This is a genomic window from Mesorhizobium sp. M0217 (assembly GCF_040321955.1).
Classification (GTDB): domain Bacteria; phylum Pseudomonadota; class Alphaproteobacteria; order Rhizobiales; family Rhizobiaceae; genus Mesorhizobium.
On the sequence record NZ_JAMYSN010000001.1, the window covers coordinates 771,827 to 788,088 of the forward strand.

A 16,262-nucleotide genomic window follows, 5' to 3' on the forward strand; every position below is an offset into this window, starting at 1 on the left:
TCGCCTTCGGCGACGCCGCCCGGGGGCGAGCCACTTGTCTCCCCGTCCCTTCGGAACCCACAATGGGAGAAAGGAAAGACAGAGCTAAAGCCGCGCCAACCTCTCAACCAGCAGCGCGAAAAACGCGTCATGGTCGATGTCGCGCATCACCATGGCGTTCTTCGGCCGCTTGGTCACGCCCCACCAGTCGATCACGGTCATGCCCATGGTGAGTTCGGAGGTGGTTTCCACGGTGACGTTGCAGTTGCGGCCCTTGAACAGCTCCGGCTTCAACAGATAGGCGATGACGCAGGGGTCGTGCAGCGGGCCGCCATCGGTGCCGTATTTCTCCTCGTCGAAGCGCTCGAAGAACTCCAGCATCTCGGCCGTCGCGGTGCCGACCCGGGTGCCGAGCTGGCGGATGGCCTGCGTGCGCTTGGCCGTGGTCAGCGCCTTGTGGGTGACGTCGAGCGGCATCATGACGATCGGAATGCCGGATTTGAACACCAGGTCGGCGGCTTGCGGATCGACATAGATGTTGAATTCTGCGGTCGGCGTGACATTGCCGCCTTCGAAGAAACCGCCGCCCATCAGTACGATTTCCTTGATGCGCGGCGCGATCTTCGGCTCACGGATCAGCGCCAGCGCGACATTGGTGAGCGGGCCGAGCGCGCACAGGGTGATCGTACCGGCCTCTTCCTTCATCAGGGTCTCGACGATGAAGTCGACCGCATACTGGCCCTGCAGCTTCATCTTCGGATCTGGCAGTTGCGGGCCGTTGAGGCCGGTCTTGCCATGCACTTCCTCGGCGGTGACCAGTTCGCGCGCCAACGGGCGGATGGCGCCTGCATAGACCTTGATATCGGGCCGTCCGGCCAGTTCGCAGATTTTCCTGGCGTTCTTTTCGGTCAATTTCAGCGGCACGTTACCGGCAACAGCAGAGATGCCGACGATCTCCAGCTCGGCACTGCCGAGCGCCAGCAATATGGCGACGGCATCGTCCTGGCCGGGATCCGTGTCGATGATGATCTTGCGGGTCTGGGGCATTTCATTTCCTTATGCGGGGGAGTCTTTTTGGCGGGGGTGTTCGGCGGCTTGAACTTGGCCGCGGCGCGGACCATATCAAGACCATCGGGAAAAATGCCATCCGGGTTTTTCCAGTTTATGTCGCTCCAAAGAGGACAGTGTAACATGAGCCGAATGACGCCCTTCTCCAGCCCGCTTCTCCTTGGTTTCGATGCCATGGAAAAGACCCTGGAACGACTGGCGAAATCCGGTGACAGTTATCCTCCCTACAACATCGAGCGCCTCAGCGGTGCCGACGGCAAGGCCGAAAGGCTGCGCATTACGCTGGCTGTCGCGGGTTTCGCCGAAAGCGATCTCGATGTCACCACGGAGGAAAACCAGTTGGTCGTGCGCGGCCGTCAAACCGACGACACCGAGCGCGAATTCCTCCATCGCGGCATCGCCGCGCGCCAATTCCAGCGCTGTTTCGTGCTGGCCGACGGCATGCGGGTGATCGCAGCGGAACTGAAGAACGGCCTTTTGTCGATCGATCTCGATCGGCCGGATACCGAACGGCTGGTACGGAAAATAAATATATCGGTGAAAGACTGATCTTTACCGATGGCTCTCATGCGGGATGGCCTTGAGCGGCGTCCTCGCGCCAAGGAGGCTTGAAATGACCAGAACTGACGAAACCATCACCATGACCAGCGGCGAATTCGCCCATCTCGGCGAAGGCTCGGTCGCTTATCTCCGCAAGGTCTCGAGCGACGAGCTGCTCGGGCGCTTCCCCAACCTCGGCGAAATAGCGCCCGGTATGGTCCTGTGGGCCCTGTTTGCCGCCAACGGCCAGCCGATCCTGCTTTCGGATGCGAAAGACCGGGCTTTGGCCGGCGCCATGGAAAACGACCTGACCACTGTCGCCATTCACTAAGGCGACTGCTGACGGTTGAAATGGAGAGGGCCGCCTTCGGCGGCCCTTGGAAGACTTAAATCCGAAGAACTTCAGGCGGCGTGCGACGCCTGCGTGTCCGAAAGCAGCGCGTGGATGGCGACCGCGTCGCGCGTGCCTCTGATCTTGGCCACCGTGTCGGCGTCGCGCAAAACCCTGGCGATGCGCGACAGTGCCTTGAGGTGATCGGCGCCGGCGCCTTCCGGGGCCAGCAGCAAAAACACCAGATCGACCGGCTGGTCATCCAGGGCCTCGAAATCGACCGGCGTCTCCAGCCGGGCAAAGACGCCGGCGATGCGCTTCACCCCGGCGAGCTTGCCGTGCGGAATGGCGATGCCGTTGCCGACGCCGGTGGAGCCCAGCCGTTCGCGCTGCAGGATAGTGTCGAACACTTCGCGCTCCGGAATGCCGGAAATCGCCGCCGCTCTCTCGGACAGCAACTGCAGAAGCTGCTTTTTGGAGTTCGCCTTCAACGCCGGCAAGATCGCCGGAACGTTGAGAAGATCGCTCAGATCCATATTTGAAATCCCTTATTCGCCTGCCGTCACCAGTCCTCGCCCCTCGCGCGGCTGGCTATCATCTCTGTGCGACCATTGTCGTCACCTGTGCGACCATTGTCGTTGTCGTCACGCCTGTGCGACTTTGGTCGTCGACGGGTCGATCCAGCCGATATTTCCGTCCGGCCGCCGATAGACGATGTTGAGGTGGTCGTTTCCGGCGTTGCGGAAGACGAAAACCGGGCTGTCCTTGGTGTCGAGTTCGATGACCGCCGACGCGACCGACATGGTCTGCAGCGTCATGGTTGATTCGGCGACGATGGCCGGGGCGTAGTCCTCCGGAATGTCCTCATCGTCATCAGTCAGCGGCGCCATTACCGTATAGGCGATGTCGGTGATTTCGCCATTTCCATTGCCTGAATTGTGCGATTTCAGACGGCGTTTGTAGCGCCGCAGCCTGGTTTCGAGGCGGTCCGCGGCCGCCTCGAAGGCAAGTGTCGGATCCTGGGAATCGCCGGTTGCCTGCAGCGAAGCGCCGGAATCCAGCCTGATCATGCAATCGGCCGAGTAACGCGACCCCGATTTGATGACCGTGACGTGCCCTGAAAAACCGCGATCGAAATATTTTCCAATCGCCTCGCCGACACGATCGGTAATGCGCGTACGCAACGCATCGCCGATATCCATGTGTTTACCCGATATGCGCAATTTCATCTGAAAACTGACCTTCCTTGCTCAGGCTTCAAACTGGCCAGAGTTTATACTCGTGATCCGTGCGCACAAGCTTTGCGGCGTCAACTCGCGCCGATTTTAGATCCGAACTTTCCGGTTGATCACAATCCGCCTTCTTGGCCGTCCCGTGGCCTTCATCGTGACGGACCATCCGCATGCGGGCCGCGAGCCCGTCTCATGCGGGCGGGCTTCTAGACACTTCATTGCAGCTTGTCAATTAATGCATGTCGCCCAGAAGTGCGCTGCGGTTCTGGGACAACGACATGCATCAAAACAAAGACTTAAAGCGCGTCGTATGAATCCGTTTCAGCGCGATGCGCTTTAAGGTCGGAAAGTTGTGGAATCCAGCCATAGCAAAAGCCTTGCCGGGCAAGCAGCCTAGCGCCCCGCGCTCGCCAGAGCGCGCTTTTCACGCCGCCGCTGCACCGACGAGGGAATATTCATACCCTCCCGGTACTTGGCCACCGTGCGCCGGGCAATATCGACGCCGCTTTCCTTCAACATATCGACGATTGCGTCATCGGACAGCACATCGGCGGGCTTTTCCTCGTCGATCAGCTGCTTGATGCGGTCGCGCACCGCTTCCGAGGAATGCGCATCACCGCCGCCCGACGCCGCGATCGAAGCCGTGAAGAAATAACGCAGCTCGAACACGCCACGCGGCGTCAGCATGTATTTGTTGGCCGTCACCCGGCTGACGGTCGATTCATGCATGCCGATGGCATCGGCCACCGTGCGCAGGTTGAGCGGCCTGAGCTGACGCACGCCATGGACGAGAAAAGCGTCCTGCTGGCGCACGATTTCCGACGCCACTTTCAGGATCGTCTTTGCCCGCTGGTCGAGACTGCGCGTCAGCCAGTTGGCATTCTGCAGGCATTCGGCCAGGAAATCCTTCTCCGCCTGATTCTTCGCATGCGGCGAGACCTGGGCGAAATAGATGTGATCGACAAGCACGCGCGGCAGCGTCTCGGCATTGAGCTCGACCGTCCAGCTGCCGTCATTGGCGGCGCGGACTTCGACATCGGCGACGATGGCGTCGCTGGCGCCGCCCGAAAACGCCATGCCCGGGCGCGGGTCGAGCGCGCGGATTTCGGCCAGCATGTCGAGGAGATCCTCTTCGTCGACCCCGCAAAGCCGCTTCAGCGTCTGGAAATCGCGCCGCGCCAGGAGTTCTAGGTTGCCGATTAGCGTCTTCATCGCCGGATCGAGACGATCGCGCATGGCAAGCTGCAGCGACAGGCATTCGGCAAGGTCGCGCGCAAACAGGCCGACCGGCTCGAATGTGTGGCAGGCTGCCAGCACATTGGCCACCATCGCCTGATCGGCGCCGAGCCGTTTGGCGATCTCGGCGGGATCGGCGCGCAGATAGCCGGCCTCGTCCAGGCCGTCGGCCAGTTCGGCTGCGATCAGCCTTGCGGCCGGATCGGCAAAGGCAAGCGCGATCTGCTCGCCAACATGCTGGCGCAGCGTGATCGCTGCGGCTGCCATGTCGCCGACGTCGAAGCCTTCGGAAGAACCGGACGAACTATTGCCGGTGGCCGACTTCCACTGCGCCGTCAGGTCCGGGCCGAGCCGCTCGCTGGTGCCGGGATCGTCGGGGAACAGATTTTCCAGCGAGCTGTCGAGCTTGTCGGAGATCGCTTCGGCGCTCCACGCCGTCTCGTTTTCGAACCAGTCGCCATCGGCGGCAGGCTCAGGAGCGGCATCGCCCTTCTGCACCTGGTCGCTTGCGGCGTCATCCTGGGGCTCGGCGCGCTCCAGCAGCGGATTGCGCTCGATCTCGTCGTCGATGAAGTGGTCGAGCTCGACATGGGTGAGCTGCAACAGCCTGATCGACTGCATCAGCTGCGGCGTCATCACCAGCGACTGGGATTGTCGTAGCTGTAGTTTCGCCGCCAACGCCATGGTTCGGTTTCAAACGCCCTTCTGCACCCGGAAGCCTACACATCAGAAGCTGCCGGAAAATGAATTTTTCCGACCTTCCATAGAAACTGGCCCGGCTTTTGCTTGTCAAGGCGAACGATGGCAAAAGGCCCCTACCGAAGCATTATCTCACGCAAAATCGGAGAAAAAAGCCCGGCGGGGCGGCAAAAATCACGTCAGGAAACAAATTTCACGCTCAGAGCGTGAAACCTTCGCCGAGGTAGAGCCGGCGCACATCGGGGTTCGCCACCACCTCGTCGGCACGGCCATGAGTCAGCACCTGGCCGGCATGGATGATGTAGGCGCGGTCGATGAGGCCGAGCGTTTCGCGCACATTGTGGTCGGTAATCAGCACGCCGATGCCGCGCGCCGTTAGATGACGAACCAGCTGCTGGATGTCGGCGACGGCAATCGGGTCGATGCCGGCGAACGGCTCGTCGAGCAGCATGTAGGCCGGGCGCGTCGCCAAAGCTCGGGCGATCTCAAGACGCCGCCGCTCGCCACCCGACAGCGACATGGACGGCGACTTCCGCAGATGGCTGATGTGAAATTCCTCGAGCAGTTCGTCGAGATTGCGCTCGCGCACCTTGCGGTCCTTCTCAACCACTTCGAGCACGGCGCGGATGTTCTGCTCGACATTCAGGCCGCGGAAGATCGAGGCTTCCTGCGGCAAATAGCCGATGCCGAGGCGGGCGCGGCGGTACATCGGCATCGAGGTGACGTCGAAACCGTCGATCTCGATCGTGCCCTCATCGACCGGCACCAAGCCGGTGACCATGTAGAAACAGGTGGTCTTGCCGGCGCCGTTCGGCCCGAGCAGCCCGACAGCCTCGCCGGCGCGCACGCCGATGGTGACACCGCTGACCACCTTGCGGCCCTTGTAGCTCTTGGTCAGACCCTTGGCGATCAGGGTGCCCTTGAACTTCGAGGAATCAACGGTGACTGTGGCCGGTGCTGCAAGTTTACTGGCCGCCCGTCCCGGAAGGCGGGTCAGCAGCGAAGACACGCCAGTCATTCGGGCTTCGGGGCCTCGGATTTCGGTGGCGGCGTCATCGACATGATGACGCGCCCGCCGCAGCCATCGACCTGAGCAAGGCCGCTTTTCATCTGCACGGTGAGCTTGCAGCCCTTGAGGACGTTGGGTCCTTGGGACAAGACGACCTCCTTGCCCGACAGAACAAGCACCTGCGTCTTCATGTCGAACGTGGCGTTGTCGCCGGTGGCGATCTGGTCATTCGACTTGATGTAGACTTTGTTCTTGACCACCAGATGGTCGATATTGGCCGAACCGGTCATCGCCGAAGCGCCGGCGGCAGCACCTTTGGCGGCGTTGGGGTCCTTGACGTAGTAGACCTCCATGCTGCCGGCCTTGAGCAGCGTTGGCCCTTGCGTGACGGTGACGTTGCCGCTGAACAGCGCCATGCTGTCGGCCTGGCGGACCTCAAGTTTGTCGCTCTCGATCTGGATCGGCTGGTCGCCCGACAGTTTGAGCCCGGACTGGCTGCTGGCGCTGGACTGAGCCCAGGACGGCGCCATACCCAGCAACAGCAAGGCCGAAGCTGCGGCGACAAGCCGTGCCGAATTACTGGGACGCATTCGTTTCTCCGCTCTTTGCCTCTGCCGCCTTCATAGTGGCCGGATCGATGTGAACGCTTACCTTGTTCTCGAAAACGATGACCTTGCCATTGTCTTCGACCGACATTGAACCCGCGGTGATCCGCGAGCCGTTACGGCTGACATCGACCGCATCACCTGTCTTCATAGAGCCTTTGCCCATATCGAGGAAGACCGATTTGAAGATGGCAGCGACGCCGTCGGTGGTGGTGACGGTAACGTCGCTGGTCATGTCCATCGTGTTGGCGTTTCTGTTGTAGATCCCGCGCTTGGCGTCGACGGTCGCCACATTGTCGGCCGTCAGCGGCAATTTGGCATGGATGCCTTCGAGTTCGATGATGTCCTGCTTGCCGACATCCTGGATGGCGCGCAAGGCCGTCAGCGAATAGGGCAGCTTGTCCTTGGTGAAGCCGTTGAGCTTCGGATTGGCCATCACCAGCTTGCCATCCGCGAAAGCGGTGCCGTCTGCCTGTATCGAAATGTTGATCGGCGCCGCCAGATAGGAATAGACCGGAAACGCAACCGCGATCCCGGCGGCAAGCACCGGCACGGCAAACTTAAGCACGCGCACGCGGCGCGAGTGGCGCTGGGCGCGGTCGAAGGCGTCGCCGCGCGTGCCCGCTGGCGCCGTGGGCGCCAAGGCCGCATCGGCGTTGGTCGGTTCGTTCGATCGCGCAAGCATGACTGACTTCTAATAAACCCTTGTCCGCCAAAACACCTGCTATAGGTGGGTTGCCGGCCCCCGCAAGCAAGCACAAGCGGAGGAAAACCGCAAAAATGTGACGGCCGCTGTTTTACAGACGGAACTCAGGCGACACAATTTCGTCACTTCATAGCAGAAACGAACGCGCCGCGTCATTTTTTCGTGAAATGCCTCCGTCGCGAAGGTCGCTTCGTCGCAGGCTCTTGAGGAAGAGGTAGCCGGGCGCGGACGCTTGCTTTAAAAGCATCGCTTCCCACCGACTGTGAGGCAGACCATGGCACTGAGAGCCGACGACCTGATCGACCGCCGCCGCTTGCGGCGCAAGCTGACCTTCTGGCGCGGCGCCGCCATTGCCATCGTGGCCCTTGGGGTGATTGCGCTTGCAAGCTGGTTCTATGGGGGCGACCTCGGCGGTTCTTCCGTCGACCACATCGCCAAGGTCAGGATCGAAGGCACCATCGCCGAGGACGAGGAACTGATCAAGCGGCTGGAAACCATCCGCACATCCCCGCAGGTCAAGGGCGTCATCCTGGCGATCGATTCGCCCGGCGGCACCACGGTCGGCGGCGAATCGATCTACGAGGAGGTGCGCAAGCTTGCCGCCGACAAGCCGGTGGTGGCCGAGGTCGGCACGCTGGCCGCATCGGCCGGCTACATGATCGCCAGTGCCAGCGACCATATCGTTGCCCGCAAGACGTCGATCGTCGGCTCGATCGGTGTGCTCATCCAGTATCCCGATGTCAGCGGTCTGATGGACAAGGTCGGCATCAAGCTCGAGGAAGTGAAATCCTCGCCGCTGAAGGCATCGCCCTCGCCCTTCAAGCCGACCAATGAAGACGAGCGAGCCATGGTCCGCAAGCTCATCCTCGACAGCTATGACTGGTTCGTCGGCATCGTCGCCGAGCGCCGCAAAATGACCCGCGATCAGGCACTGGCCCTTGCCGACGGCTCGATCTTCACCGGCCGCCAGGGCCTTGCCAACGGTCTGATCGACGCTGTCGGCGGCGAGAGCGTGGCGATCGACTGGCTGGCGACCAAGGGTGTCGACGCCAAGCTCAAGGTGGTGGAATGGAAGGACACCGAGCGGCGTGGCGGCTTCCTGTTCTCGAAAGCAATAGCGCGCAGCGTCGGCAGCGCGCTCGGCCTGTCGGAGGCCGGCAGCGACGTGCTTCACGAAATTGGCGCGGATCGCTTGTTTCTTGACGGTCTCGTTTCCGTCTGGCACCCTTGATCTGCCGGTTGGGGCGAGTAAAAAAGCAAATAAAATCATCCTGATAATTTGACCGCAGCGCTTTCACGGGGACCTTTCTGATGATCAAATCCGAGCTTGTGCAGATCATTGCCACGCGCAACCCGCATCTTTTCCTGCGCGACGTCGAAAACATCGTGGGAGCGATCTTCGACGAGATCACCGATGCCCTGGCGGAAGGCAATCGGGTCGAGTTGCGTGGCTTCGGCGCTTTTTCGGTGAAGAATCGCCCTGCCCGCACCGGCCGCAACCCGCGCACCGGCGAATCCGTCGAGGTCGAGGAGAAGTGGGTGCCGTTCTTCAAGACCGGAAAGGAATTGCGTGAAAGGCTGAATGGCGGCAAGTAGGCGCGGACCACGCGCCGACCTTATCAAGGCCTGCCTTCTCCAGGGAATCTCTATGTTGAACCGCTTCATACTTATCGTGGTCTTCGTGCCGCTCGCCGTCATCCTGATTGCGCTGGCCGTCGCCAACCGCGAGCTGGTCGCCTTCACGCTCGACCCGTTCAACCCCGGCAATCCGAAACTGACGCTGACCTTGCCGCTGTTCATCTTCCTGTTCGTGGCGCTCGCCATCGGCATGGTCGTCGGCAGCCTGGCGACCTGGGTCAAGCAGGGCCGCTACCGCAAGCTGGCGCGCCAGCGCGGGGTCGAGGCCGAGAATTTGCGCCAGGCGGTCAGCCGGGTACCCGCCGCACCGCAAGGCTCGGGCCAGGGTCCGGCGCTGCCGAAGCCAACGGCCTGAAGCCGAAGCTTTTGTCTTCGCGGAGTTTTGCATGCTGACCATTTCGGCCGACGCTGTCGACCAGGCGCTGACCTTTCCCGGGCTGGTCGAGACATTGCGCGCGGCCTTCCGCGAGGGTGCTGTGCAACCCGTCCGCCATCATCACGGAGTCGAACGGCCCGACGGTGCCACTTCCACGCTGCTGTTGATGCCGGCGTGGACCGACTTCCATGCGGCCGGCACGTCGGTCGGCGGTCATATCGGCGTCAAGATCGTCACCGTATCGCCCGACAACAACGCCATCGGCAAACCGGCGGTGATGGGGCTCTACCTCCTGCTCAACGGCGCCACCGGCGAGCCCGAAGCGCTGATCGACGGCCAACGGCTGACACAGTGGCGCACCGCTTGCGCCTCGGCGGTGGCGGCCTCCTATCTCGCCTGCGAGGACGCATCGCGGCTTCTGGTGGTCGGCGCCGGCGCGCTGTCGCCGTTCCTCGCCAAGGCGCACTCCGCGGTGCGGCCGATCAAGACCATCCGCATCTGGAACCGCACGCCCGCCAATGCCGAAAAGGTCGCGGCTGATTTGCGCGCGGACGGTTTCAACGCCGAGGCCGCAAGCGATCTCGACGCCGAACTCGCCGAGGCCGACATCGTCTCATCGGCGACGATCACGACGACGCCGCTGGTCAAGGGTGCGCTGCTCAAGCCGGGCGCGCATGTCGATCTGGTCGGCGGCTTCACGCCGACCATGCGCGAGAGCGACGACGACGCGATCGCGCGCGCCCGCGTCTATGTCGACACCCGCGCCGGCGCCACCAAGGAAGCCGGCGACATCGTCCAGCCGCTCGCCTCCGGCGTGCTGAAGCCGGAAGCCATCGTCGCCGATCTGCATGAGCTGGCGCGCGGGGAAAAACAGGGCCGGCAGAGCGCCAGTGAGATCACGCTGTTCAAGTCGGTCGGCGCCGCGCTTGAGGACCTTGCCGCCGGCATTGCCGTCTACAACGCGCTCAAGCAGTAGCGTCTGCGCCGGTTCTGCGATCGAAGTTCCTGATCGCTTCCGCGCCGACCGGGGTGAAGAAGTTCACCAGATTGCCATCGGGATCGCGCAGCAGCAGCGACCGGTTACCCCATGGCATCGTCGTCGGCGTCTGTACGAAATCGCCGATGATTTTCGCCAGCCTGCTGTACTCAGCATCAACATCGGCGACGCGAAACTCGATGATCGCTGAGCGATTGGCGGCCGGCTGCGCCACATCAGTTCCGAACAGGGCCAGCGTGTGGGTGCTGCCGATCGCCAGTGTGCAGGACGGCGTTGCCAGTTCGGCGAAATCGTCTGTGAACCAGGTTGCGGTAAGCCCGGTGATCGTGTCGTAGAATGCCACCAAGGGCTTGATCTGATCGGTAATGATGCGGATCGAGACGAAGTCCATCTTATTCTCCTGGGGCAAGCGCGACGCTATCTGAAGACAATCGCTTGTCGCACAACGCTGCTGACAACTTGGTGTCAGCAGCGTTGTCACGGTGCCTTGCCGATCCGGCGGCTGGATGCTTCAGTCGGCCTTCATGGCAGCGCCCATCGCCTCGGCGATCAGCGCGAAATCATGCGCGGTAATTTCGAACAGGCCAAAGCGCAGTTGATAACCCCAGTTCGATTTGCCCGCGGTGAAGTCGAACTGCTCGAGCAGCGGCTTGATCGGCGCCTCCTCGGCCTTGGCCCATTCGACATCCCTGCGGAACGGCGTGAAGCCACCGCCCATGTCGCCCTGGTAAGGCTCGCCTTCTCGCACGGTGCCGATTGCCGTGAAGGCCTGCAGGCCGTCTTTCTCTCGCAGAATTGTGGTCGGCGAGTAGTAGACCACACCGTCGCCGGGCTTGATGCGGCGCAAGGGTGCCGCCTTGCCGTGGTTGACCTGCATGAAGCCGGCCTCGCGGCCGCGCCGGACATGTTCGGCGGAAGCGACCGCGATCCAGTGTGCACTCATTTCTGTTCTCCATTGGCCTGTTCCCCATTGGCCTGTTCTCCGTCGTTCAGCCAGTAGACGCGCAGCCGGTGCTTGTCTGGGTCGAGCGCAACGAAGGTGCGGCCGAAGTCCATGTCGGTCGGCGTCTGCAGGATGGTCAAGCCGCGTCCTGCCCAGTCCGTGTAAGCGGCGTCCACCGCATCAGGCCGGTCCAACGCGAAGACGAGCTCCGCACCGCCGCCCGCGGCTGCGGCCGCCGGCTCCACGGTGTGGCGCGACCACAGGCCGAGCTTGAAGCCATTGTCGAGCACGAACAGCACGAAGGTCGGCGACGTCTCCACCGGCTGGCGTCCCAGCAGCGCACCGTAGAAGGCGCCGCTCCGCTCCGGGCTGTCGACATAAAGGATGACGAAATTGGGGGTGTTCATGTCTGCTCTCCAGGGTTTCGATTGGAGGAGCATAGGTGACCCCACTGTCAGATTCTGGCAGCAGCGGCTTGCGAGGGCGTAGAAAGGAGCATTAAGCGCCGGGCTGGCGCTTCGGTGCGTCCAGCGTCGCGCGCCATTCCTTCAGCAGCGCCTGCCGACGACGTGGATAGCGGATATCCGTGGTGTTGAGCCCCGACATCCGGTCGGCGCGAAAATGTCTGAAATCCTGCCGCGTCTCGCACCAGGCCACCACCACCCGCACCTTGTCGAAAAAGCCGAGCGCGAATGGCCAGATCAAGCGCTCGGAGGCCGCGCCGCCGGCATCGCGGTAAAGAAAGCCGAGTTTTCTCTCGTTGCGGATCGCCTGGCGCACCAGGCCAAGGTCGATGCTTTCGACAGCATCGCCGTGCGGCCCGACCAAAAGCGCGGTCGCATCGAGGTCCTCGCGCAGATCATCCGGCAGCACAGCGGCGATCTTGGCCAGCGCGTCGGTGGCGGCGGCCGACAGCCGCTTGTCCGGTTGTCTGGCAACCCAACGCGATCCCAGAACGATGGCCTCGATCTCCTCGTCGGTGAACATCAGTGGCGGCAGCATGAAGCCGGGTTTCAGCACATAGCCCAGCCCAGCCTCGCCCTCGATCGGCGCGCCTTGCCCCTGCAGCGTGGCAATGTCGCGGTAGAGCGTTCGGATCGAAACGTCCATCTCGCCGGCAAGCGTGCGACCGCTCACCGGCCGGCGATGCCGGCGCAGGATCTGGATCAGGTCGAGCAGGCGTTCGGAACGGGACATGAATCGAGATTTGCCTGTTTCCTCAGCGAGGTCCACCACCTCAGACATTCGCACGCTCGACCATTTTGTTTGCGCAGCCGGTGACCCTATGCCAAAAGCGGCCTGCCGCCTCCGGAGACGCTCCTGCTTGAAGTCTTTTCGCGACAAACGCAGCGACAACCGTCCGCCCGCAAAAGGCAGGACCGAACATGCGCGGCCACAGCCGGAGACCGTACCAATCCGCCCCGAAGCCAGACAGCAACGCCACGAAACAAAACCGGACGACCGGTCTGATCCGAAGCCCGCCCCCCGTATCCTGGCGCGTCGCGAAGGCGTCCTGCCCACTGAGCGCCTGCCGGTGATCCTCGAAGTTGCGCCAAATCAGGATTATGCACTGCTCGACAGCGGCGCCGGCGAAAAGCTCGAACAATACGGCCCCTACCGCATCGTGCGGCCCGAGGGACAGGCGATCTGGCAAAAGGCCTTGCCCGCCAGGGACTGGGACCGAGCCGACGCCATCTTCACCGGCGATACCGACGAAGAAGGCATCGGCCGCTGGCGTTTTCCGAAGGTGCCGCTGGGCGAGACCTGGCCGATGAGGCATGACGGCATCGACTATCTCGGCCGCTTCACCTCGTTTCGCCATGTCGGCGTCTTCCCCGAGCAGGCTTCGCACTGGGACCATATGGCCAGCCAGATCGTGGCGGCCAAGCGCCCGGTCAAGGTGCTGAACCTGTTCGGCTATACCGGGCTCGCGTCTCTGGTGGCCGCCCGTGCCGGCGCCGAGGTCACCCATGTCGATGCCTCCAAGAAGGCGGTCGGCTGGGCGCGCGAAAACCAGGAAATGGCCGGTCTCGGCAGCAAGCCGATCCGCTGGATCGTCGACGATGCTGTGAAATTCGCCGAGCGCGAAGAGCGCCGCGGCAGCCGCTACGACATCATCCTGTTCGACCCGCCCGCCTATGGCCGCGGCCCCAAGGGCGAGGTCTGGCAATTGTTCGAGGACCTGCCCGGCCTGACCGATCTTTGCCGCGCGATCCTGACGCCGAAACCGCTCACCGTGGTGCTGACCGCCTATTCCATCCGCGCCTCCTTCTTCGCCATCCATGCCTTGATGCGCGACACCTTTGCCGGCATGGGCGGCACGGTTGAATCAGGCGAACTGATCATCCGCGAGCAGTCCGCCGGGCGGGCGCTGTCGACATCGCTGTTTTCGCGCTGGGTGGCCTGAATGCCCCGGAGACCTGAATGCCCGGGAGTCCCGAATGAATGAGCGGCACATCGGCGCGCCCGGGCAGGTCAAGGAAGTCACCAGCCTTGCCAATCCGCTGATCAAGGACATCAAGGCGCTCGCCCAGAAGAAATTCCGCGACCAGCAGAACGCCTTCATGGCCGAAGGGCTGAAGCTGGTCATCGACGCCCTCGACCTCGGCTGGTCGATCAGGACGCTGGTTTTCGCCAAGGCCGGACGCGGCAATGCGGCGGTCGAAAAGGTGGCGGCGCGCACGGTTGCCGCCGGCGGCACCGTGCTCGAAGTGTCCGAAAAAGTGCTTGTCGCCATCACCCGCCGTGACAATCCGCAAATGGTGGTCGGCGTCTTCCGGCAAAAACTGCTGCCGCTAAGAGACATCCGCGCTCACGACGGCGACGTCTGGGTGGCGCTCGACCGGGTGCGCGATCCCGGCAATCTCGGCACCGTCATCCGCACCGTCGATGCCGTCGGCGCCAAGGGCGTCATCCTGGTCGGCGAGACTACCGATCCTTTTTCTGTCGAGACCGTGCGCGCCACCATGGGCTCGATCTTCGCCGTGCCGGTGACCAAGGCGACGCCGGAAGCATTTCTGGCTTGGCGAAACAGCTTCTCGGGCCTGGTGGTCGGCACCCATCTGAAGGGTGCGGTCGACTACCGCTCGGTCGATTTCTCCCGAGGACCGGTGCTCTTGATGATGGGCAATGAGCAGCAGGGCCTGCCCGACAATCTGGCGGAAAGCTGCGACCGGCTGCTGCGGATTCCGCAGGCCGGCCGCGCCGATTCACTCAATTTGGCGGTCGCCACCGGAATCATGCTGTTCGAGATCCGGCGCGGCGCGCTGAAACTTGCCCCCGAGGACGCCACATCGTGAAATCATGGTCTCCCTATGCGCTGCTGGTGGTGGTGGCAATCGCGCTCGACCAGTGGATAAAGCATCTGATCGAGACCGGCCTCGTCTTCCAGGAAAAGCTCGACCTGGTGCCATTCCTGGCGCTGTTTCGCACCTACAATACCGGCATCGCCTTCTCGATGTTCTCGTCCTTCGGCGACACCGGCCTGGTCGTCATCGCGGTCGTGGTCGTTGTCTTCGTGCTTTATCTGGCGACGCGCACGCCCTCCGGCCATGTGCTGGCCCGCATCGGCTTTGCCCTGATCATCGGCGGCGCGATCGGCAATCTGATCGACCGCGCCGTCTACGGCCACGTCATCGACTATATATTGTTCCACACGCCGGTATGGTCCTTCGCCGTCTTCAACCTTGCCGATGCCTTCATTTCGGTCGGCGCGGCGCTGGTCGTCTTCGACGAGTTCATCGGCTGGCGGCGCGAGGCCAAGCCGCAAGGCCCAGAAGCCTGACGGCCCGACTCTTTTGACCAATTGACCTCGCCGGACGGTCGCCGCACAGTTCGGCCAGAGCCAGCCAATGCCGACCGCCAGCCTTTGCGAAGCCGAGGAGAAGAGATGCCTGAAACCTTCAAAGCCATCCTCGTTTCGCGCGACGCCGAAAAGAAGCAATCGGTCGAGATCGTCGATTTCGGCGAAGCCGATCTGATGGAAGGCGACGTAACTGTCGCGGTCGAGGCGACGACGGTCAACTACAAGGACGGGCTGGCCATCACTGGGAAAGCGCCAGTGATCCGCCGCTGGCCGCTGGTGCCGGGCATTGATTTCGCCGGAACCGTCCTCTCCTCATCGCATGCCGACTGGCGCAAGGGCGACAAGGTCATCCTCAATGGCTGGGGCGTCGGCGAGACGCATTTCGGCGCCTATGCCGGGCGCGCGCGCGTCAACGGCGACTGGCTGGTGCCGTTGCCCGACGGCATCAGCGCGCACGATGCGATGGCGGTCGGCACCGCCGGCTATACGGCCATGCTCAGCGTCATGGCGCTGGAGCGGCACGGCATCCTGCCGGATCGCGGCCCGGTGGTAGTGACGGGTGCGGCCGGCGGCGTTGGGTCGGTCGCGGTCTCGATCCTGTCCAGCCTTGGCTATCACGTCATCGCCTCGACCGGCCGCAACGCCGAAAGCTCCTATCTGATCGACCTCGGTGCCGCCGAAGTGATTTCGCGCGAGGAACTCTCCCAGCCGGCCAAGCCGCTGGCCAAGGAGCGCTGGGCCGGCGGCATCGATGCCGTCGGCAGCCACACGCTGGCCAATGTGCTGTCGATGACCGCCTATGGCGGCGCGGTCGCCGCCTGCGGCCTGGCGGGTGGCATGGATCTGCCGTCGAGCGTCGCCCCGTTCATCCTGCGCGGCGTCTCGCTGCTCGGCATCGATTCAGTGATGGCGCCAAAGGCTGTGCGGCTGGAAGCCTGGCGCCGCATCGGCAGCGATCTTGATCTCAAGAAGCTCCCCGGCCTGTCGACGACCATCGGCTTCGACGGCATCATCACCGCCGCCCATGACATCGTCGAGGGCAAGATCAGGGGCCGCGTGGTTGTCGATATGTGAGGCTCCCGAAGCATGATCCCGAAA

At 62.9% G+C, this 16,262-nt stretch carries 21 protein-coding genes; 10 read left to right on the plus strand and 11 right to left on the minus strand.

All coding sequences use genetic code 11. The annotated features are described in order from the left end of the window. Positions 1-84: 84 nt before the first annotated feature. Positions 85-1,026, minus strand: a complete 942-nt coding sequence (locus NKJ18_RS03820) for a nucleoside hydrolase (RefSeq protein ID WP_023698210.1) — start codon at positions 1,024-1,026, stop codon at positions 85-87. Positions 1,027-1,170: 144 nt separating this feature from the next. Here NKJ18_RS03820 and NKJ18_RS03825 point away from each other — a divergent pair, with 144 nt between their 5' ends. Both NKJ18_RS03825 and NKJ18_RS03830 read left to right on the plus strand, forming a co-directional pair. Beyond that, a complete protein-coding gene (locus NKJ18_RS03825; protein WP_023669741.1) occupies positions 1,171-1,596 on the plus strand; it encodes an Hsp20 family protein in 426 nt (141 codons plus the stop codon). Between the two features lie 64 nt (positions 1,597-1,660). Continuing rightward, positions 1,661-1,918 carry a BQ00720 family protein gene (locus NKJ18_RS03830; protein WP_023683072.1) on the plus strand — a complete coding sequence of 86 codons (258 nt, stop codon included), beginning with the start codon at positions 1,661-1,663 and terminating at the stop codon, positions 1,916-1,918. Between the two features lie 71 nt (positions 1,919-1,989). Here the strand turns inward: NKJ18_RS03830 and ptsN are convergent, their stop codons facing one another. The 6 genes from ptsN to lptC all read right to left on the minus strand — a co-directional run bounded on the left by ptsN (position 1,990) and on the right by lptC (position 7,384). Then, positions 1,990-2,454 carry a PTS IIA-like nitrogen regulatory protein PtsN gene (gene ptsN / locus NKJ18_RS03835; protein ID WP_023669743.1) on the minus strand — a complete coding sequence of 155 codons (465 nt, stop codon included), beginning with the start codon at positions 2,452-2,454 and terminating at the stop codon, positions 1,990-1,992. Positions 2,455-2,562: 108 nt separating this feature from the next. Continuing rightward, entirely contained in the window at positions 2,563-3,147 is a 585-nt protein-coding gene (hpf, locus tag NKJ18_RS03840) for a ribosome hibernation-promoting factor, HPF/YfiA family (RefSeq protein WP_023751408.1), read from the minus strand. Positions 3,148-3,543: 396 nt separating this feature from the next. Then, entirely contained in the window at positions 3,544-5,070 is a 1,527-nt protein-coding gene (gene rpoN / locus NKJ18_RS03845; protein WP_023683070.1) for an RNA polymerase factor sigma-54, read from the minus strand. A gap of 214 nt (positions 5,071-5,284) precedes the next feature. Beyond that, positions 5,285-6,103 (minus strand): LPS export ABC transporter ATP-binding protein, encoded by an 819-nt coding sequence (lptB, locus tag NKJ18_RS03850; RefSeq protein ID WP_023669746.1) that lies wholly within the window; start codon positions 6,101-6,103, stop codon positions 5,285-5,287. Next, entirely contained in the window at positions 6,100-6,684 is a 585-nt protein-coding gene (locus NKJ18_RS03855) for an LptA/OstA family protein (RefSeq protein WP_023683069.1), read from the minus strand. The genes lptB and NKJ18_RS03855 overlap by 4 nt, the downstream gene beginning before the upstream one ends. Beyond that, the gene (gene lptC, locus NKJ18_RS03860; protein WP_023669748.1) at positions 6,671-7,384 is read right to left on the minus strand and encodes an LPS export ABC transporter periplasmic protein LptC; all 714 of its coding nucleotides are present in this window, start codon (positions 7,382-7,384) and stop codon (positions 6,671-6,673) included. The genes NKJ18_RS03855 and lptC overlap by 14 nt, the downstream gene beginning before the upstream one ends. Before the next feature lie 295 nt (positions 7,385-7,679). Here lptC and sppA point away from each other — a divergent pair, with 295 nt between their 5' ends. The 4 genes from sppA (at position 7,680) to lhpI (ending at position 10,395) form a co-directional block, all read left to right on the plus strand. Then, a complete protein-coding gene (sppA, locus tag NKJ18_RS03865) occupies positions 7,680-8,636 on the plus strand; it encodes a signal peptide peptidase SppA (protein WP_023700101.1) in 957 nt (318 codons plus the stop codon). An 80-nt stretch (positions 8,637-8,716) separates the two neighbouring features. Further along, positions 8,717-9,001 (plus strand): integration host factor subunit beta, encoded by a 285-nt coding sequence (locus NKJ18_RS03870; protein WP_006200394.1) that lies wholly within the window; start codon positions 8,717-8,719, stop codon positions 8,999-9,001. A gap of 52 nt (positions 9,002-9,053) precedes the next feature. Then, positions 9,054-9,398, plus strand: coding sequence for a lipopolysaccharide assembly protein LapA domain-containing protein (locus NKJ18_RS03875; RefSeq protein ID WP_023698203.1), 345 nt, complete (start codon positions 9,054-9,056; stop codon positions 9,396-9,398). 31 nt (positions 9,399-9,429) lie between these two features. Then, complete coding sequence (gene lhpI, locus NKJ18_RS03880) at positions 9,430-10,395, plus strand: bifunctional Delta(1)-pyrroline-2-carboxylate/Delta(1)-piperideine-2-carboxylate reductase (protein WP_352757826.1); 966 nt, start codon at positions 9,430-9,432, stop codon at positions 10,393-10,395. Here lhpI and NKJ18_RS03885 read toward each other — a convergent pair. The 4 genes from NKJ18_RS03885 to NKJ18_RS03900 form a co-directional block, all read right to left on the minus strand. After that, positions 10,385-10,807, minus strand: a complete 423-nt coding sequence (locus tag NKJ18_RS03885) for a VOC family protein (protein ID WP_352757827.1) — start codon at positions 10,805-10,807, stop codon at positions 10,385-10,387. The two genes, lhpI and NKJ18_RS03885, sit on opposite strands and share 11 nt — an antisense overlap. A 120-nt stretch (positions 10,808-10,927) precedes the next feature. Further along, positions 10,928-11,359 carry an EVE domain-containing protein gene (locus NKJ18_RS03890; RefSeq protein WP_352757828.1) on the minus strand — a complete coding sequence of 144 codons (432 nt, stop codon included), beginning with the start codon at positions 11,357-11,359 and terminating at the stop codon, positions 10,928-10,930. Then, on the minus strand, positions 11,356-11,766 hold the full coding sequence (locus NKJ18_RS03895; protein WP_352460466.1) for a VOC family protein: 411 nt from the start codon (positions 11,764-11,766) through the stop codon (positions 11,356-11,358). The genes NKJ18_RS03890 and NKJ18_RS03895 overlap by 4 nt, the downstream gene beginning before the upstream one ends. 91 nt (positions 11,767-11,857) lie before the next feature. Next, positions 11,858-12,556, minus strand: a complete 699-nt coding sequence (locus NKJ18_RS03900; protein WP_023700107.1) for a helix-turn-helix transcriptional regulator — start codon at positions 12,554-12,556, stop codon at positions 11,858-11,860. A gap of 127 nt (positions 12,557-12,683) precedes the next feature. Here NKJ18_RS03900 and NKJ18_RS03905 point away from each other — a divergent pair, with 127 nt between their 5' ends. The 4 genes from NKJ18_RS03905 to acuI all read left to right on the plus strand — a co-directional run bounded on the left by NKJ18_RS03905 (position 12,684) and on the right by acuI (position 16,238). Then, entirely contained in the window at positions 12,684-13,766 is a 1,083-nt protein-coding gene (locus tag NKJ18_RS03905) for an RsmD family RNA methyltransferase (RefSeq protein ID WP_352757829.1), read from the plus strand. Positions 13,767-13,800: 34 nt separating this feature from the next. Next, entirely contained in the window at positions 13,801-14,658 is an 858-nt protein-coding gene (locus tag NKJ18_RS03910; RefSeq protein WP_023733590.1) for a TrmH family RNA methyltransferase, read from the plus strand. Then, entirely contained in the window at positions 14,655-15,143 is a 489-nt protein-coding gene (gene lspA / locus NKJ18_RS03915) for a signal peptidase II (RefSeq protein ID WP_352757830.1), read from the plus strand. The genes NKJ18_RS03910 and lspA overlap by 4 nt, the downstream gene beginning before the upstream one ends. 105 nt (positions 15,144-15,248) lie before the next feature. After that, a complete protein-coding gene (gene acuI / locus NKJ18_RS03920; RefSeq protein ID WP_023686577.1) occupies positions 15,249-16,238 on the plus strand; it encodes an acrylyl-CoA reductase (NADPH) in 990 nt (329 codons plus the stop codon). Positions 16,239-16,262: the final 24 nt, after the last annotated feature.